The following is a 17,762-nucleotide window of genomic DNA, read 5'->3' on the forward strand; positions in this document are numbered from 1 at the left end:
CGCGACGAGGTCGTTCCTCAATGTGCTTTGGGAGCGCTCCCACGAAGAGTGGACGATGGGCAACCAGGACGTCAATATGCCGAAACTCAACCGTTACATCCGGTCGTTTTAGGCAGGACTATCGGCATCAGACATGCACAAACATCTCATCAAGGTGATTGGGAGCGCTCCCATCTCACGGGCATACAGTCGGGGCATTTCGTGTGCGTGCGGGGCGGGGGGCGTCGCGGGCGTCCCCGGCGGCGGCGGTGGAAGGTTGTCAAGGGAGTGTCAGGGCGGGCGCGGGCGAGGCCGCGGGAGCAGGTGCCGCCACCACCGGGGCGGGCGTGGGGGAGGGGTTCGAGAAGGCGACCACCGGGCCGGGCGGGGGAGAGGGGCGCCGTGACGAGCGTCCCCGGGGCGGGGCGGGCGCTGTGACGAGCGTCGCCGGGGCGGGGCGGGCGCTGTGACGAGCGTCGCCGGGGTGGGGCGGGGGAGGACGCGGAACGCTCCCGGGGGCGGCGCTCGAACGAGCGCCGCCCCCGGGAGCGGGTGGACCGGGCGGCCGCTCACCGGCGGGGGCCGGTACGCCCGCGCCGCCGGGGGCGGCGGGCGCGGGCGGCGGGCGCGGGGTCAGTCGGAGTAGACGGGGTATCCGTAACCGACGACCTGGGAGACCGGCCGGACGCGCTGTTCGACGTCGCCGTTGCCGGTGTTGCCCTCGATCGTGGTGATCGTGCCGTCTCCGTTGTCCTTCTTCACGAAGCCGACGTGGTCGATGCCGCCGATGCTCTTGCCGCCGGCCCAGTCGAAATAGACGACGGCGCCGGGGGTGGGGATGGTGCCCCAGTGCCCGTTGTCCTTGAACCACTTGGCGTGGGCTACGGTGTAGGCGTCCCAGCCCATCGTGGGGCGGATGCCGGCCATCTCGCCGACCCAGGAGACGAACATCGCGCACCAGGGGGCGTTGGCGTAGTCGTACACGGTGTTGCCGCCGTCGCGGGCGAGGGTCTCCTTGGCGCGAGGGCTCGACATGTACCAGGAGTGGAACTTGGTCCCGCCGCCCTGGGAGTTCTCGCGGACGCCGATCTGCTTGGAGGCGATGTCCAGGACCTTCGCCGCGGAGACCTTGGGAAGCCTCTCGGCCACGATCTGGAGCGGGGTCTTGGCGGCCTTGGAATCCTGGGCCTTGGTGTCGACGGGGGGTGCGTTCACGACGCCGTGGCCGTCGGCCAGGGCGACGCCGGTGGTGCCGGTGGCCAGGGCGACACAGGCGCCCAGGACGGCGCATGCCGCGCGGGGGGTGGAGATGAGGCGATGCTTAGCCATACGGGGGTTCGACTCCTTGCTTCGCTTCCATTCCGCCTACCGGGTTAGCTGACGGGTTCGGGCTGGGAAGTGCCCTACGGCGCACGAGTGCGCTGATTCACCCCAGGAACGTGGTTCCCCGGTTCCGCAGACCTCGCGGATTCGGCGGCCGTGCTCACCGACGGCGGAAGGTCTCCGCCAGGTGGGACACGGTCGGGCAATGTGACGGCAATGCACAGACCTGGATAGATCTAGGCAATTGCCATGAATAGGACGAAGGTACGCCAGACGGACAGACGATTACAAGTAGGACATATTGCCCAGACTTGGGAATACGTCCGAATCGGGTCGGTGTCGCGGGGTGCCGCCCGGCCCGGGAGGCGGGGTGAGGCCGTGCCGGCCGCGCCTCCTCCCGGCGGGTGGGGGAACGCCCCGCCGAGGCCGGGATCCCCTGTCCCCGCGGCGATCCCGGTTTCCCGGACCCGCCTGCGAGCCGCCGGCCGGGGGGTGCTATGGCGCGCGGGTGAACCTCCTGGTCCGAGGTGTTGTGCCTTCATGTTTTCGAATATGGGTTCGATAGTAAAAAGTATTCGGATGGTAGGGGTTCTCCCATGGAAGGTCAGGAGAGGGCGCTCGGGATCCGGCGGTCCGCGACCCGCGCCTGGCGGGGTTTCCGCAGCTCAGGGCGATGGGGGAGGGGTGGGATCAGGCCGTCGGCGGGCCTGGCCGCCCGAAGGGTAAAGAAACGCGCGCTCGGGGGGGCCCGACGCCCGCGAAGGTAAAGGAGAGAGGTAAAGGAAGACGCTTTCCAGGCGGCCTTGTCATCCGCGGAGGTAAAGGCGCGCGGGACAAGGGCGCGCGGGACAAGGGCGCGCGGGACAAGGGCGCGTCAGGGCGAACAGCGGGCCGGTCGGCTTGGAACGGCCGTAGGCGGAGAACCCGCCGCACCGGCGGTCGAGCGTGGTCGGCTGTTCACCCGCAGTTCCCGGGCGCTTAAGGCCACCGGGTTAGGTTGTGGCAGTCGTGAACGGGTCATCGCCCGGCGTGGAGGACGGCCGAGACCACGCGCGGGAACAGGGTTCGGCCGTTGCCTGGGTGGAGTCCCCGCTGCAGATGCTCTGCGCGGTGGAGGCCCACCACGCCGGGCTGCTCGGTGCCCGCAGCCATCTCGTGCCCAGGGCGAAACTCCGCCCGCTGGCCGTGACGGGTCGCGAGCTGGGCCGTCTCACCCTGCCCAGAGGGCTGGAGCTCACCGCGGCCAGGCCGGACATGCCCCGGCCGCGCCGGGGCGAGACCTGGGTGGTGGGCGACGCCTTCTCCGGCAAGGTCCAGTTCCGCTGGCTCACCGCGCTCCCGGGCCGGATCGTGATCGTCGACGACGGGCTCGCCACCATCCGGCTCCTGGAACTGCTCACCGGCAGGATGGGAACGCCCCTGCTGAGGGCCAGGGGGAAGGCCGGAAGGCTCAGGACCGTCCTCGGCACGGCGGCCGGGCTCAGGCTGCGCGCCGCCGCCCGCTCGGGGCGGCTGTCGATCTTCACCGCGCTGCCCGTGCCCCCCGACCTGGCGAAGGCCGTACGCGCCGGGGGAGCCGAGCTGGTCACCCACGACTTCGCCTGGCTGCGCTCCCAGCCGCTGCGCGGGCCCCGTCCCGAGGAGCGCACCGTCGTCCTCGGCACCTCGCTGGTCCGCAACGGCCTGATCCACCGCGACCGCTACTTCAGCTGGCTGGCCGGGCTCGGCTCGGCCGGTCCGGTGGCCTACTTCCCGCACCGCCGCGAGGATCCCGACGACCTCGCCCGGGTCGGGGAGCAGCCGGGGATCACCGTCTACGACGGCGGGACCCCCGCCGAGATGACCCTGCGCGGGCTCGCCGCCGAGCAGCGGGTGCTGAGCCTGCCGTCCACCGCGGTCACCTCCCTGCGGGTGCTGCTCTCGGCCCGGGGCGTCGCCGTGGAGACGGTGGACGTCCCCGACGAGTGGTGGACGGCCGAGGCGGTTCCCTCGCTCCGCTCCCACCTGTCGAGGTTCGCCCATCACGACTCGGGAGTCACCGGGTCATGACCTCACGGCCGGCGCACGGCGGGCCCGCCGCTCGCGGGACGCGCGCCGTGCCGCCTCTCCACGAACGAATCCTCTCCACCCACGAAATCGCGCGAAACCGGGGATTCCCCGTCGGAGGTTCTCTTTGAAGGTCCTGGCCGTGGCCGACTCTGACTCCTACCTGAAGTGGGCGGCCTGCCTGCTGAGGGATCTGCCCTCGGGCTGCGAGACGGAGCTTGCGGTCATCCGCACCCCCATCACCCCGTCGCCGGCGCAGATCCACGCCGCCGTCACCGGCTCGGCGGCCGACCCGCCCGTGCTGTCGGCTCGCGCGCTGCGCCGGACCGCGGAGCGTTTCAGGCCCGACGTGGTGCTCGTCGCCTGTACGGGGCCCGTGGTGGACGTGCTGGCCGGCGAGGTGCTGGCCGGGCTGCGGCCCCGGCCGGTGTTCGTCTCGGGGCTGCCGGGCATCTCCGTCCCGGCCACCGAGAAGGCGTGGCTGTTCCGCAGCGGGTGCGACCTGTTCGTGCTGCACAGCGGCCGGGAGGTCGAGGAGTTCTCCGAGATCGGCCGCAGGCTGGGCGGAGGCGGCCAGATCGGGCTGGCCCGGCTGCCGTTCCTGCGCGACGGCGCGGAGACCCCCGTCACCGGGCCGCGCGACCGGGTGGTGTTCGCCACCCAGGCCAAGGTGCCCAGGCGCAGGGAGGAGCGGGAGCGCATCCTGCTCGCCCTGGCCGAGCTGGCCGGGAGGCGGCCGGACCTTGACGTCGTCGTCAAGCTCCGCGCCCTGGACACCGAGCGCCAGACCCACAACGAGCGCCACCACTACCAGCGCCTGTGGCAGTCGCTCGCCGCGGAGGGCCGGGTGCGCGCCGAGGCCGTGCGCTTCGCGGTGGGGCCCATGCACGAGCACCTGGCCCACGCGGCGGGGTTCGTCACCGTCAGCTCGACCGCCGCGCTGGAGGCGATCGCCCAGAAGGTGCCGCTCCTGGTGCTGTCGGACTTCGGGGTGGGCGCCGAGATGATCAACCTGGTCTTCGAGGACAGCGGCCTGCTCGGCACCCTCGACGACCTCTCCGCCGGGCGCTTCCTGGACCCGGACGACGCCTGGTGCAAGGTCAACTACTTCCACCCCGGTGGCGAGAGCGACTGGGTGTCGCGGATGGTCTCCCTGGTCGGGCAGGCACGCTCCGGGCGCCTGGTCCCGGCGAGCTCCCTGCTCGAAGGCCCCGAGTTCGCCGCGGCCCGCCGCCGCGCCCGCATGCGCGTGGAGGTCCCGCCGAACGTGCTGCGCGTCGGCTACCGCGCCAAGCGCCGGATGCGCCGCTACCTCAAGGCGCTCGGCTAGCCGCGAACCGGGATCGTCCTCGAAGCCGGTCAGCGGTGCAGGGTGAGCCGGAAGGCGCAGCCGTCACCGTCGGGCCGGGAAGGGTCCAGCGTGAGGTCGCCGCCGTGGGCCAGCGCGATCTGCCTGGCGATCGGCAGGCCGAGCCCGGTGCCGGGGACGTCACGCCGGCCGCGCCAGAAGCGCTGGAAGACGTGTTCGCGCTCGCCGGCGGGGATGCCGGGACCGTGGTCGGTCACGGTCACCGCGGCCTCGGCGCCGGTGACCTCGACGTCGATCTCCACCCTCGACCCGGCCGGGGCGTACCTGATCGCGTTGTCGACGAGGTTGGAGATCGCGCGGCTCATGGTGGGCTCGTCGACGGAGCACACGGCGGCGGGCGGGCCGGTGACCGACAGGCCGATCTCCTTCCCGGCCGCCAGCACGCCGGCGTGCTCGACGACGCCGCGTACCAGGGCCATCAGGTCGGCCGGCCGCCGGTCGACGGCGCGGGCCCGCGCGCGGGCGTCGACCAGCAGGTGGTCGATCGTCTTCTGGAGCCGTTCGGACGCCGCTCGCGAGCGTTGCAGCCCTCGCCGGTAGATCTCGACAGTGGGCGCGGGGTGGTCGAGGAGCACCTCGGCGTTGGTCATCAGTACCGACAGCGGCACGCGCAGCTCGTGGCTGGTCTCGTCGATCAGCCGCCACTGCGTCGCGGCGGCCTGTTCCAGCCGGTCGAGCATGGCGTCGAAGGCGGCGGCCAGTGCCACTATCTCGGCCGGCCCGCGGTCCAGGGCGATGCGCCGGCTCAGGTCCGTTCCGCCGATGTCGTCGGCCGCCGCGCGGACCCGCTCGATCGGGGCCGTCGCCCGGCCCGCCCACCACCAGGCGAGCGCGGCGGCGGCCGGAGCGAGCGCGAGGACGGTCCAGCTGACCCACGCCGACCTGTGCGTGGAGGTGCTCCGGACGCTCTGCGCGCCGTCGAGCGTCTGGAGGGTCGTCTCGGTGTCGGTCACGAGGATCACGCCGAACAGCAGCAGCGCCGGGAGGTAGCTCGCGAGGAATCCGAGCACGGCCAGGCGCGCGCGCAGCGAGTGCCAGGGACGGGTCAAGACGAGGGCCCCTTCAGCCGGTAGCCGACATTGGTGATCGTGAGGATCAAGGGAGGATCGCCGAGCTTCCTGCGCAACCGGCTGAGGATGACCCGTACCGAGGCGGTGAAGGGGTTGGCGTGCGCGTCCCACACGTGCTCGAGCAGGTCCTCGGCCGAGAGCGTCGCACCGGGGTGGTGCATGAAGTAGCGCAGCAGCGCGTACTCGCGCGAGGTGAGACCGAGCTCGACGCCGGATCGCCACACCCGGTGGGCGGCCAGGTCGAGCGTCAGCTCGCCCACCCGCAGGATCGAGCCGTGGTCGTCGCCGCGACGGCCCAGCGCCCGCAGCCGGGCGACGAGCTCGGCGAAGTGGAACGGCTTGACGAGGTAGTCGTCGGCACCGGCGTCCAGCCCGGCCACCCGGTCGGCGACGGCGTCGCGGGCGGTCAGCACGAGCGTGCGCCGGGGCCGGTGCAGGTCGGGATCGCGGGCGAGCCGGTGCACGAGGTCGAGCCCGTCACCGTCGGGCAGGGACAGGTCGAAGCAGGCCACGTCGTAGGCCGTGGTCCGCAGCGCCTCCTCCGCCTCGCGATAGGTCGCCGCCAGGTCGACCGCGTACGACTCGTTGCGCAGGCCGAGGGCGACCAGCTCGGCCAGATCGGGGTCGTCCTCGACGATCAGGATGCGCACGGCGGGTCAGCCGGTTCGCCGGGCGGTCGAGGTCCCGTCCGCCCGGGAGACGACCAGGTTCCGGTCCCGGAGGGAGAGGCTCACCTGAGGCCCGGTGCCGGTCGGGTCGTCGGGGAGATAGCGGCCGTCCCCGGAGGCGACGAAGGTCAGCCTCGGAGGTTTGGTGGGAACCTCCGCCGCCTGGACGCCCCCTTGCTCGTTCACGGTGTACCAGCCGAGGACCGGCCGGGTTCCCGCGGTGATGGTGACGTAGGTGCGCACCTCGCCGCCGCCGGTCACGGTGCCGGCCAGAGTGACGCCGCTCACGGGCCCGAAGGCGGCGGTCAGGGACGCCCGCTCCTTGCGGCCCTCCTGCGTCTGGCCGGCCAGCAGCGCCAGCACGCGCTCGTCGTGCCCGCGCGTGTCGCCGGCGCCGGGCCCGCGCGGCGGGAACAGCGCCGTGACGGCGTCGGGGCCGGTCGCGGAGACCGTCACCTTGCCCGCGGCGGCGCTCACGTCGAAGGAACCTCCCGTCTCCAGCTCGTACGATCCGACGATAGCGGCGAGGTCGGCGCCGTCGCGGGGCGCGGTGGTGGGGGTGGGCAGCGGGCCGCCGGTGAGCAGCGCCGGGCCCACCGCCCGCAGCAGGTCCTCGGCGCTCACCTCCGGCCTGTTGGCCGATATCGCGACCACCCGATCCTGCCCGGGGATCCACGCGACGGTGGTGTTGTGGCCGACCTCGCCGCCGCCCCCCGCCGCGGTCACGAACGGTTCGCCGAACACCGACTTCTCGAACGCCACCCATCCCGGGGTCTCGGCCCTGCCTTCGCCCAGGTCGTGTCCGGGCCTGCCGATGGCCTCGGCCGACTCGCGGGAGAGCAGCCGCCCGGTGAACAGCGCGTGCGTCCAGGTCGCCAGATCCCGCATGGTCATGGCGAGGCCCCCGTTGCCCTCCACGGCCCAGTACGGTCCGGCGAAACCACCCGGGTGGCCGGTCGTGCCGTTGTCGAGGCGGCCGACGGCCCGGGGGCCGGTCACGGCCGGCTCACCGTCCCAGAATCCCCCCGCGACCCGTCCGCCGGGCAGCCGCAGGATCCTCGACGCCAGGTAGGAGCGGAAACTCCGGCCGGACGCCTTCTCGACGACGAGCGCCAGCAACGTGTAGCCGGCGTTGGAGTACAGGTAGCCGCGGCCGGGCTTGAAGGCCGGCTCCAGCGCGCCGATCGCCGCCACCGCGGCGTCCCGGTCGAGCGGCTCGTAGTCGTCGTCGGCGTGCGAGCCGTTGAGCCCGCCGGTGTGCAGCAGCAGCTGCCTGACCGTCGCCTTGGCCGCGGCGCCGCCCAGCTCGGGCAGGATCCGCCCCGCCCGGTCGTCGAGCGACAGCTTCCCCTCCTCCACCAGGGCGAACACGGCCGCCGCGGTGAAGGCCTTGGTGACCGATCCGATGCTGAACACCGTCTCCGGCGTGTTCGGCCTCGCGGTGGCGTCGTCGGCCGTGCCGTAGGCGGCGAGACACTCGACCTTGCCGCCCTTCATGATCGTGATCGATCCGCTGAACCCGGCCCTCGCCCACGCGCCGAAGGCCGTGTCCAGCCGTTGGTCGCACCGCGGCGCGCCGGCGTCCGCGGCCCGTCGCGGCTGCGGGCCCGTCGACCCGGCAGTGTCGGCAGTGCCGGCCGGGCCGGCACTGCACGCCGCCAGGGTCGCCGTCAGCGCGAGGGCCGCGATCGCTGGAAGAGATTTTCGCATGAGGCGAAGCTAGGACCCCGCCCGCAAACCTGATGTGAACGGCCACCGTCGTGGCGGCGCCGGGCCGGGGCCCCGCCCGGCCCCGCCACGACGACGGCCGTTCACCGGCCCCGCCGTGGCAGGGCCGTGGCGGGTCCGGGTCCGGGTCCGGTCCGGGTCCGCGGGCCTAGGGGAACGCCTTCGACAGGCGGTCGCGGAGCCTGCCCAGAGGACTCCGCTCCCGGGAGGCGGCGGAGGCCCGCGGGGCGATCAGGTCCAGGGCGCCGAGGCGCTGGCGCTTGAAGTAGCGGGCGGGGCCGTGCGCCTCCAGGTAGGCGGCGGCGTTCTCGCGCAGCCCCGGATACACCTCGGCCTGCATGCAGTAGCCGACCGCGCCCACCAGGGCTGGAAGATCCACCGGCGGCGGTTCCTCCAGCGAGCCGTCCGCCGACAGGCGCGGCAGCAGGGCGTCGGTGACGGTGGCCGGGATCCGGTTGCTGTTCTCGTACGGGGTGAGCCGCTCCAGGACCAGCTCGCCGCCCACCGTCGCCACCGGGAGCCCGAAGTAGCGGCTCGCGGTGATCAGGGCGGTGGAGAAGCAGCCGACCACGAGCTCGGGCCGCAGCGCGGCGAAGCACGACTCGGCGGGTACGGTCTCCGCCACCACCTCCAGCTCGACGCCCAGCTCGGCGGCCGTCTCGCGCAGCCGCCGAGCGTGCTCGCGCCCGGCGGCCGGGTGGGGCTTGAACAGCACGCCGCGAAATCCCCGGGCGGCGAGGCCGCGCAGCATGTCGGCGTGCAGCCGCGCCTCCTCCTCGGGGGTGACGAGGTCGAGGGCGGACAGGTACTGCCCGAGGATCATCGCCCGGCCCGAGGGTGTCCCGGGTGTCTCCCCGATCAGGTCGAGGAAGGCCCGGCCGGGGATGATCTCGGCGGGGACCCCGTACTCCGACAGCAGCAGCGGCGTCAGGCCGGGGACCAGGTCGAGGTGGAGCAGTCGGGTGATCCGGCCGGAGATCTCCAGCGGCAGCGGGTCGCGGGTCGGGCCGTAGCTCATCAGGCCGTCGGAGTAGACCGAGATCGGGCAGTCCTTGACCAGCCCCGCCAGGGTCCTGGCCGGGGGGACCGCGATGGACTCCAGGACCAGCTCGGCGGGCCCGTTCCCCAGGGACAGGTGCGAGCCGACCAGGCGGCTCAGCATCGGCACCTCGATGACGCGGGCCTTCCAGTCCGAGGGGTGCAGCGGGGCCACGATCTCGTTCCACGAGTGGACCTCGTCGAAGCGCGGGCGCAGCGCGGCGAAACCGGGGGTCTCGTCCAGGGACGGGGTGATCTCCGGGATGGCCGCGTTGTTGGACACCAGCAGGATCCGGCGCCCCTCGCGGGGGCCGAAGCGGCCGTCGTCGATCGCCGCCGCCAGCGTCATCGCGCCGAACAGGGTCGAGGCGTAGAACAGCTGCGTCAACAGCCCTCCAGGAGTCTCTGCAGGATCTGGTCGCGTTCCGGATCCAGGCGGGTCTCGGTGAGCAGGTCCGCGGGGAACCGCCTCAGGGTGGCGGCGCCGCGCTCCTCGAAGCGGGCGCGCAGCTCGGGGGAGAACCGCTCGCCCGTTTCCAGGTGGTGGGCCAGGAGCGCGCGGAACATGCGCACCGCCTTGGGCGCGAACTCCTCCTCCAGGCCGTCGAAGACCATGTCGAAGGCGTCGAAGAAGTGCAGCTGCCTGGCGTCGCCGATCTGCGTCAGCGAGCCCGCCACCATCCGCCGGTAGAACAGCCCGGCCAGCGACACCACCGCGAACGAGCTCGCGGCGCGGTGCAGCCGCCAGATCCACGGCCTGTCCTCGGCGGTGTGCAGGTGCCCGGGAAAGGTCAGCAGCTCGCCGAGGTCGCGGCGGTAGATCCCCGCCCACGCGTACGGGTAGTCGACCATGGTCTTCGACCGGGCGGGCAGGATGTGGTCGCGCGGCTTCAGCACCACCTCCCGGGTGGCGAGCGGGGCCCGGTGGATCACCCGCTTCCTGCCCTCCACCTGGACGTGGTCGACCCGGACGAAGTCGCAGCCGAGCCGCTCGATCGCCCCGACCAGGTCCTCCAGGTAGCCGGGCGCGAGCCAGTCGTCGCCGTCCATGAACGTCAGGTAGCGGCCGGAGGCCAGGGTGACCCCGAGGTTGCGCGCGTCGGCCAGCCCGACCGGCGCGTCGTTGTGCAGCACGACCAGACCGGGCAGGTCGCCGCGGAAGTCCTCGACGATCTGCCCGGTCGCGTCCGCGGATCCGTCGTCCACCACGATGAACTCGAAGTCCCGGCGCGCGTTCCTGACCAGCGAGGTCAGCGCGTCACCGATGTAGGCCTCCGCGTCCCGCACCGGGACGACGACGGACAGCTTGATCAAGTTGTTCTTCCCGTTCCTGATCGGAGGGTCATGCGGTGACGCGACTTCCCGATCGAAGGGTCACACGGTGACGCGGCGCAGGCGCGACTTGGGAGCCTCCTCGCCGGGGAAGACCCGCTTGACGCCGTCGCCCAGGGCGGTCTCGATGATCCGGATGTCGCGGACCAGGTGCTCCAGCCCGGCCGGCTCCAGCGAGGCGGCGTGGTCGGAGCCCCACATGGTGCGGTCGAGCGTGATGTGCCGCTCCACGGTCACCGCGCCCAGGGTCACCGCCGCGAGCGAGATCTGCAGGCCGCGCTCGTGGCCGGAGTAGCCGACCGGCACGCCGTACCGCTCCTGGAGGGTGACGATCGCGCGGAGGTTGGCCTCCTCGGGAGGAAGCGGGTAGGTGGAGGTGGCGTGCATCATCACCAGCTTGGAGGTGCCGAGGATCTCCACCGCCTGGTCGATCTCCTCCAGCGTGGACATGCCGGTGGACAGGATGAGCGGCTTGCCGGTGGAGGCGAGCGCGCGCAGCAGCTCCAGGTCGGTCACGCTCGCCGAGGCGATCTTGTGGGTGACCACGTTCATCGACTCGAGGAACTCCACCGACGGCACGTCCCACGGGGAGGCGAACCAGTCCAGGCCGCGCTCCTGGCAGTGCTTGGCGATCTCGGTGTACTCCTTCAGGCCGAACTCGGTCCTGATCTTGTACTCCATGTAGGTCATCTCGCCCCAGGGCGTCTGCCGGATCTGGTCGCGCTGCTCCAGCGGCACGCAGATCTCCGGGGTGCGCTTCTGGAACTTGACCGCCTGGCAGCCCGCCTCGGCGGCCACGTCGATCAGCCTGCGCGCGATGTCCAGGTCGCCGTTGTGGTTGATGCCGATCTCGGCGATCATGTAGACCGGCTGGCCGGCGCCGACCAGAGAGTCGCCGATCTGGACGGGCTTGGCGACCGGGGTGAGCCGCAGCTCGGCGCGGGGCGCGGGAGTGGTGACGACCTCCTCCAGCGGTCGGGCCGCGAGGACCCGGTCGCACAGCTCCCGTACGGCCCCGGCCCCTCCGGCCCGGGTCAGCACGGTCCTGGCGGCGGCGCGGACCTTGGGGTGGGCGTCGGGGACCGTGACGGGCCAGCCGACGTCGCTCATCGGGCCCAGGTCGTTGACGTCGTTGCCGACGTACGCGACGCGGGCCGGGTCGATCCCCTCGATGGCGAGCCAGTCGCGCAGCACGGTCCGCTTGTCGGTCAGGCCCTGCAGGACGGGCACGCCGAGCTTGCGGGCGCGGGCCGCGACCACCGGGTTGTGCTCGGTGGACATGATCATCAGCTTGACGCCGGAGCGGCGCAGCAGCGAGATGCCCATGCCGTCGGAGCGGCTGACCGCGACCATCTCGCGGCCGTCCTGGTCGACGTAGGCGCGGTCGTCGGTGTGCACGCCGTCGAAGTCGGTGATCACCGCGTCCACGTCGATCGGCTCGGGCTCGTCGACGAAGGGCGCGAGCGCCCGTACGATCTCCAGGTCCTCGGGGGTGTCGACCTCGATGGCGTGGCGCGAGGGCACCTGCTGCACGGCGACGGCGCCGAAGAAGCGGTGACCGTGCTCGCGCAGGCCCTCGGTGCGCATCACGTAGAACGCGCCGGTCTCGCGGAAGTTCGGTTCGCGGTCCTGGCGGCGGGGACGGTGGGACGGGTCGTGGTTGACGCCCGCGCCGCTGGCGCTCCACAGGAACTCGTGCGTCTCCAGCCCGGAGAACACCACGTCGGCGCTGCCGTCCAGGACCTTGGCGATCGCGTTGTCCAGGTCGGCGGGGTCGATGAACGCGCTGGTGCACTGCACCAGGATGACCACGTCGGGGACCTCGGACAGGTGGTCCAGCGCGTGCAGCACGGCGGACTCGCTGGAGGCGGTCGCGCCGCTCAGTTCCTCCGGACGGTGGATCACGGTGGCACCCGCGGCGCGGGCGGCTTCGGCGATTCCCTCGTGGTCGGTGCTGACCACGACCTCGTCGACCAGCTCGGCGCGCACGCAGGCCCGTACCGCACGGGCGACCAGGGGACTGCCGCCCACCGCGGCCAGGTTCTTCAGGGGGACCCCCACCGAACCTCCACGGGCGGGGACAACGGCCAGGACTCGCAAGGTGGCTCCTCATGACATACGGCGAACGCCCCTGAGCTGGGGTGTCATAGGAACCTAGCCACGGGGGTGACCGGAAAGGGGTGTCTGAGCTGAACGCCCAGAGTCGCCCGTCTTAACTTTCCGCGCGACCGGGAGTACCAGCTCGCCGGTGCCCCGCGACCTCTTGATCACCGGCCCGCCGGTGACTCGAGGTCTCCTGAACGCCCGCCCGCCGGTGCTCCGCGGCCTCCCGGTCGCCGGCCCGCCGATGACCCGCGGATCCTCAGACGGACGCGCCGATGGAGCCCATGAGCATGGGGAGCGAGCGTTCGAGGCCGCGGCGCCAGTAGGGCCAGGAGTGGGTGCCAGGGCCGTAGAAGTCGACCGCCACGTCGGCGCCGTTCGCCTTGGCCCGCTCGACGAAGGTCACGGCCTGGAGGAGCAGGGAGGCCTCGCCCTCGTCCCGCGCCTCGGAGGCGTCGTCCAGCGGGCCGGGGGCGCCGTCGCCGCTGGAGACGAAGAGCCGCACCCCGCGCAGCGCGCCGGTGAGGTCGGCCGGATTGTGGGCGGCCCACTCCGGGTCCTGGGGAGAGCCCCAGAGCTTCACGGACTTCTCGCCGTACTGCTCGAGCAGCCAGTCGACGCCGCCGTTGCCGTCGCGGGTGTGCAGCACCCCGGAGTAGGAGGCCGCCGCCTGGAACATGCCGGGGTGGCGGGCCGCGTACGACATCGCCCCGAACCCGCCCATGGACAGCCCCGCCACCGCCCGCCGGTTCCCGGCGCCGTAGTCGCGCTCCAGGACGGTCCGCACCTCGGTGAGGTGGAAGGTCTCCCAGCCGGGCCCCTCGCGCCAGTCCGAGTAGAAACCGACGTCGCCGCTCTCGGGGATGACCACGAGCGCGGGGTAGCCAGAGGTGAGCTCCGCGGCGCCTCCCTTGGTCACCCAGGTGTCGTAATCGGACTGGCAGCAGCCGTTCAGCAGATACAGCACCGGCCACGGACCCGAGCCCGGCTCCCACCCCTCGGGCAGCAGGACCCTGACCCTGCCCTCGCGGCCGAGCGCGGCGGAGGTGACGGTGAGCTCGTGGTCGCGCTCGCCCAGCTTCTTCACCGCGACGGCGGAGGCTCGGGCGTCCTCCTTGCCGTACGTGCCGGTGGAGGACGGGGGCAGCAGGGCGAGGAGCACCGCCACGACCGCGACGGCGGCCAGCAGGAACACTCCCAGGCGTACAGCGGTGCGGTTCACGCCGCCAATCCTCCCGCGTCCCGCTGATCGCGTGAAGCCCACATGCCGTACCGGGCCCGCGGAGGAGGCGGCGAGGCGGCGTGTCCGGCGGAGGCGCGGGAGTTCGTGGCCGGTACGGCCCGCCGTTTGGGCCAGTCCATTCATGTTAATTCTGGTGACATATGGCGCTTTAGTAACCCGAAAGCTTGAAAATTACACAAGATCTATTCAGGATTCTCCACGTGGGTTGTAAAGATCGTGCGCACCCCGCGTCGCTCTGCCGGGCGGGAAACTCCCGCCCGGAGTGAGTGAAGGAGATCGTGTGTCAAACACCCCCCGACACCGGCGATCGGTCCTGGCCGGGATCGCCACCGCCCTGATGCTCGTCCTCCCCCAGGGGGTGGCCCAGGCCGCACCCGCCCCAGACAAGATCCACAAGGCCGTCCTGGCGGATCTGGCCACCGACGACAAGGCCACTTTCTGGGTACGCCTGAACGGCGACGCCGACCTCGGCGCGGCTCGCAGGGCGAAGACCAGGACCGAGAAGGCCGCGCAGGTCTTCCGGGCCAAGACCGAGCTCGCCGCCTCGTCGCAGGCGGGCCTGCGCAAGCTCCTGACCGCCGAGAACGCCGACTTCACCCCCTTCTGGATCGCCAACGCCATCCAGGTGACCGGCAACGCCAAGCTGGCCGAGGAGATCGCCGAGCGGCCCGAGGTGGACCGGATCGAGCCCGGCCGGGTCACCAAGATGCCCGAGCCGCTGCCCGGCAAGGAGGTGGCGAGGATCAACGCGATCGAGTGGAACATCGACCGCGTCAACGCCCCCCGCGTCTGGGACGAGCTCGGCGTCCGCGGCGAGGGCATCGTCGTGGCCAACATCGACACCGGCGTGCAGTTCGACCACCCCGCGCTCGCCGCCAAGTATCGCGGCAGGAGTGCCGACGGCGTCGTCGACCACGCCTACAACTGGTTCGACCCGGCCGGTATCTGCCCGGGCACCGCGCCGTGCGACAACAACGGCCACGGCACCCACACCATGGGCACGATGGTGGGCGACGACGGCGGCGCCAACACGATCGGCGTCGCCCCCGCCGCGAAGTGGATCGCCGTCAAGGGCTGCGAGTCCAGCACCTGCTCCGACGCCTCGCTGCTCGCCGCCGGCCAGTGGGTGCTCGCGCCCACCGACCTGGACGGCGGCAACCCGCGTCCCGACCTGGCGCCGCACGTCGTCAACAACTCCTGGGGCGGCGCCGGCTTCGACCCCTGGTACAAGGAGATCGTCGACGCGTGGGTCGCGGCGGGCATCTTCCCCGTCTTCTCCAACGGCAACCTCACGAACGCGGGTTGCAACTCCAGCGGCTCGCCCGGCCAGTACGTCGCCGGCTACAGCGCCGGCGCGTTCGACGTCAACAACGCGATCGCCACCTTCTCCACCCGGGGCACCGGCGAGAACGGCGAGATCAAGCCCAACCTCGCGGCACCCGGCGTGAACGTGCGCTCGTCCGTGACCAACGGCGGCTACGGGTCCAACTCCGGCACGTCGATGGCCGCGCCGCACCTGGCGGCCACCGTCGCGCTGATGTGGTCGGCCTCTCCCGCCCTGCTGGGCGAGATCGCCACCACCCGGGAGCTGCTCGACCGGACCGCGATCGACGTCGACGACACGCGCTGCGGCGGCACCGCCGCGGACAACAACATCTGGGGCGAGGGCAGGCTCGACGCGTTCGCGGCGGTCCAGGCCACCCCGGCCGGCGAGCTCGGCGGGCTGGGCGGCACCGTCACCTCCGGCGGCACGCCGCTCGCCGCGGCGGCCGTCACCGTCACCGGGCCGCTGAACCGCACGACCACCACGGCCCAGGACGGGACGTACGCGCTGCCCCGCCTGCTCGCGGGCGAATACCGGCTCACCGTGAGGAAGTTCGGGTACGACGAGGCCACCGCGACCGTCACCGTCGTGTCCGACCAGGAGGTCACCCAGGACGTGTCGCTGGCGCAGCTGTCCTCGGGCACGGTCTCCGGCACGGTCACCGCCGCGGGCGCCGCCGAGCCGGGTGCCACGCTGACCGCGGTGGGCACCCCGGTCAGCGCGGTCGCCGACGCGGCGGGCCGGTACCGGCTCACGCTGCCCGACGGCGACTATCAGCTGAAGGTCACCCCCGGCTCCCGGTGCGCGGGAGAGCTCACCGTGCCGATCACGGTGGACGGCGACCTGACCAGGGACGTCGACCTGCCGCGCCGTACCGACTCCTTCGGCTACACCTGTGACAGCGCCGCCGAGGCGTACGTCGCGGGCACCGCCAGGAGCACGCTCACCGGCGACGACGCGGTCCAGCAGATCGCGCTGCCGTTCACCTTCCCGTTCTACGGCACCGGCTACACCGGCGCCTGGGTGAGCAGCAACGGGTTCCTGGCCTTCAAGGACAGCACCGCCCTGGCGGGCAACGTGGCGCTGCCCGCCGCCGGCGCGCCCAACGCGGCGCTCTACGCCTTCTGGGACGACCTCGTGCTGGACGACCAGTCCGGGGTCTACACCGCCACCGTCGGGACCGCGCCGAACCGGACCTTCGTCGTCGAGTGGCGCAACGCCCGCTTCTACGCCGACGCCACCCAGCGCGTCTCGTTCTCGGCGCTGCTCGGCGAGAACGGGTCGGTCGGATACCGCTACGACGGCGTCGACAGCGAGCGCGACGCCGGGATCGGCGCCACGGTGGGCATCGAGAACGCCGACGGCACCGACGCGCTGCAGTACTCCTTCAACAGCGCCGCGATCGGCGACGGCCAGAGCCTGACCTTCACCGCGAGCCGGCACGGCCTGCTGACCGGCGTCGTCACCGACGCCAACGACGGTGAGCCGCTGGAGGGCGCGACGGTGAAGGTCGGTGACGTGGCGACCTTCACCACCGGGGCGGACGGCACCTTCCTCGGGCAGATCCTGCTGGGCGACTACCAGGTCGAGGTCTCCAAGGAGAACTACGGGACCTTCACCCAGGAGGTCACCGTCACCGCCGGGGCCGTGACCCGGGCCGACACCGCGCTGGCCACCGGCCGGGTGACGGCCTCGGTCGCCGAGCTGACCCTGGTGCAACCGGCGGAGACCACCAGGACGGGCACGGTCGAACTGTCCAACCTGGGCGTCACCACGGCCTACACCGTGGTGACCGACCCCGCCCAGGGCTGGTTGAGCGTGGCGCCCGCCACCGGCGAGCTCGCCAAGGGCGCGTCGGTGACGCTGAAGGTGGCCGCCTCCAGCGCGGGCGTCCCGCCGGGCACCGTACGCACCGGCAAGCTGCTGGTGCGCTCGGCAAGCGGCCGTGACCCGCAGATCGAGATCGTCGTGACGGTCGTGGTTCCCAAGCACCAGGTCGCCGTCGAGGTGGGCGGCACCAGGGACGTCGTCGACGCCGCGGGCGACCGCTGGACCGCGGACCGCAAGCACAGCGCAGGCGGTCACGGTTACGTCGGTACCGGCACCAAGACGAACACGACGAGCAGGACGATCACCGGCACCACCGAGCAGGCGCTGTTCAGGAGCGTCCGCGAGGGGATGCTGGAGTACCGGTTCGACCAGGTGCCCAACGGCACCTACACCGTCGAGCTGGGCTTCGCCGAGACCCGGGGCAAGCGTGAGGGCCAGCGCGTCTTCGACGTCATCGTCGAGGGCCAGCTGGCGATCCCCGCGCTGGACCTCGCCCTGGAGACCGGCGCGTACACCGCCACCACCCGGCAGTACACGGTGAAGGTCACCGACGGCCAGCTCAACGTGCGGTTCGCCAAGCGGACCGGCGACACCGTGCTCAACAGCGTCCGCGTCTCCGAGCGCCCCGACAAGGCCACCCCGTAGTGGTCTGATCCCCACCGGCCCGCCCCGTCTTCCCCGCGGGGCGGGTCGTGCTCGTCCCCCGGCG

General features: G+C 72.3%; 11 protein-coding genes and 1 riboswitch. Of the genes, 3 read left to right on the forward strand and 8 right to left on the reverse strand.

The window, feature by feature from the left end; translation table 11 throughout:
• Window positions 1-612 precede the first annotated feature (612 nt).
• Complete coding sequence (locus ACTOQ2_RS25830; protein WP_440102884.1) at window positions 613-1,308, reverse strand: CHAP domain-containing protein; 696 nt, start codon at window positions 1,306-1,308, stop codon at window positions 613-615.
• Between the two features lie 18 nt (window positions 1,309-1,326).
• Window positions 1,327-1,465: riboswitch (cyclic di-AMP (ydaO/yuaA leader) on the reverse strand.
• An 845-nt stretch (window positions 1,466-2,310) separates the two neighbouring features.
• Between ACTOQ2_RS25830 and ACTOQ2_RS25835 the strand changes: the two genes are divergently transcribed.
• The gene (locus ACTOQ2_RS25835; RefSeq protein ID WP_440102886.1) at window positions 2,311-3,351 is read left to right on the forward strand and encodes a hypothetical protein; all 1,041 of its coding nucleotides are present in this window, start codon (window positions 2,311-2,313) and stop codon (window positions 3,349-3,351) included.
• Window positions 3,352-3,490: 139 nt separating this feature from the next.
• Complete coding sequence (locus ACTOQ2_RS25840) at window positions 3,491-4,678, forward strand: DUF6716 putative glycosyltransferase (protein WP_440102888.1); 1,188 nt, start codon at window positions 3,491-3,493, stop codon at window positions 4,676-4,678.
• A 29-nt stretch (window positions 4,679-4,707) separates the two neighbouring features.
• On the opposite strand, the gene ACTOQ2_RS25845 is transcribed toward ACTOQ2_RS25840, so the two are convergent.
• From ACTOQ2_RS25845 to ACTOQ2_RS25875, 7 genes are all read right to left on the reverse strand, one after another.
• Window positions 4,708-5,766, reverse strand: coding sequence for a HAMP domain-containing sensor histidine kinase (locus ACTOQ2_RS25845; protein ID WP_440102890.1), 1,059 nt, complete (start codon window positions 5,764-5,766; stop codon window positions 4,708-4,710).
• Entirely contained in the window at window positions 5,763-6,437 is a 675-nt protein-coding gene (locus tag ACTOQ2_RS25850; protein WP_440102891.1) for a response regulator transcription factor, read from the reverse strand. The genes ACTOQ2_RS25845 and ACTOQ2_RS25850 overlap by 4 nt, the downstream gene beginning before the upstream one ends.
• Window positions 6,438-6,443: 6 nt before the next feature.
• Entirely contained in the window at window positions 6,444-8,165 is a 1,722-nt protein-coding gene (locus tag ACTOQ2_RS25855; protein WP_440102893.1) for a serine hydrolase domain-containing protein, read from the reverse strand.
• A gap of 166 nt (window positions 8,166-8,331) precedes the next feature.
• The gene (locus ACTOQ2_RS25860; protein WP_440102895.1) at window positions 8,332-9,609 is read right to left on the reverse strand and encodes an alpha-2,8-polysialyltransferase family protein; all 1,278 of its coding nucleotides are present in this window, start codon (window positions 9,607-9,609) and stop codon (window positions 8,332-8,334) included.
• Window positions 9,606-10,535: a glycosyltransferase family 2 protein gene (locus ACTOQ2_RS25865; RefSeq protein WP_440102896.1), complete on the reverse strand. Its 930-nt coding sequence runs from the start codon at window positions 10,533-10,535 to the stop codon at window positions 9,606-9,608. Before ACTOQ2_RS25865 ends, ACTOQ2_RS25860 begins: the two co-directional genes overlap by 4 nt.
• Before the next feature lie 60 nt (window positions 10,536-10,595).
• Entirely contained in the window at window positions 10,596-12,653 is a 2,058-nt protein-coding gene (locus ACTOQ2_RS25870; protein WP_440102898.1) for an N-acetylneuraminate synthase family protein, read from the reverse strand.
• A 262-nt stretch (window positions 12,654-12,915) separates the two neighbouring features.
• Window positions 12,916-13,878, reverse strand: coding sequence for an alpha/beta hydrolase (locus ACTOQ2_RS25875; RefSeq protein WP_440102900.1), 963 nt, complete (start codon window positions 13,876-13,878; stop codon window positions 12,916-12,918).
• Window positions 13,879-14,179: 301 nt separating this feature from the next.
• Here ACTOQ2_RS25875 and ACTOQ2_RS25880 point away from each other — a divergent pair, with 301 nt between their 5' ends.
• Window positions 14,180-17,698 (forward strand): S8 family serine peptidase, encoded by a 3,519-nt coding sequence (locus ACTOQ2_RS25880; protein WP_440102902.1) that lies wholly within the window; start codon window positions 14,180-14,182, stop codon window positions 17,696-17,698.
• The last annotated feature ends 64 nt before the right edge of the window (window positions 17,699-17,762 follow it).

Source organism: Streptosporangium sp. H16, assembly GCF_051918855.1.
Lineage (GTDB): Bacteria > Actinomycetota > Actinomycetes > Streptosporangiales > Streptosporangiaceae > Streptosporangium.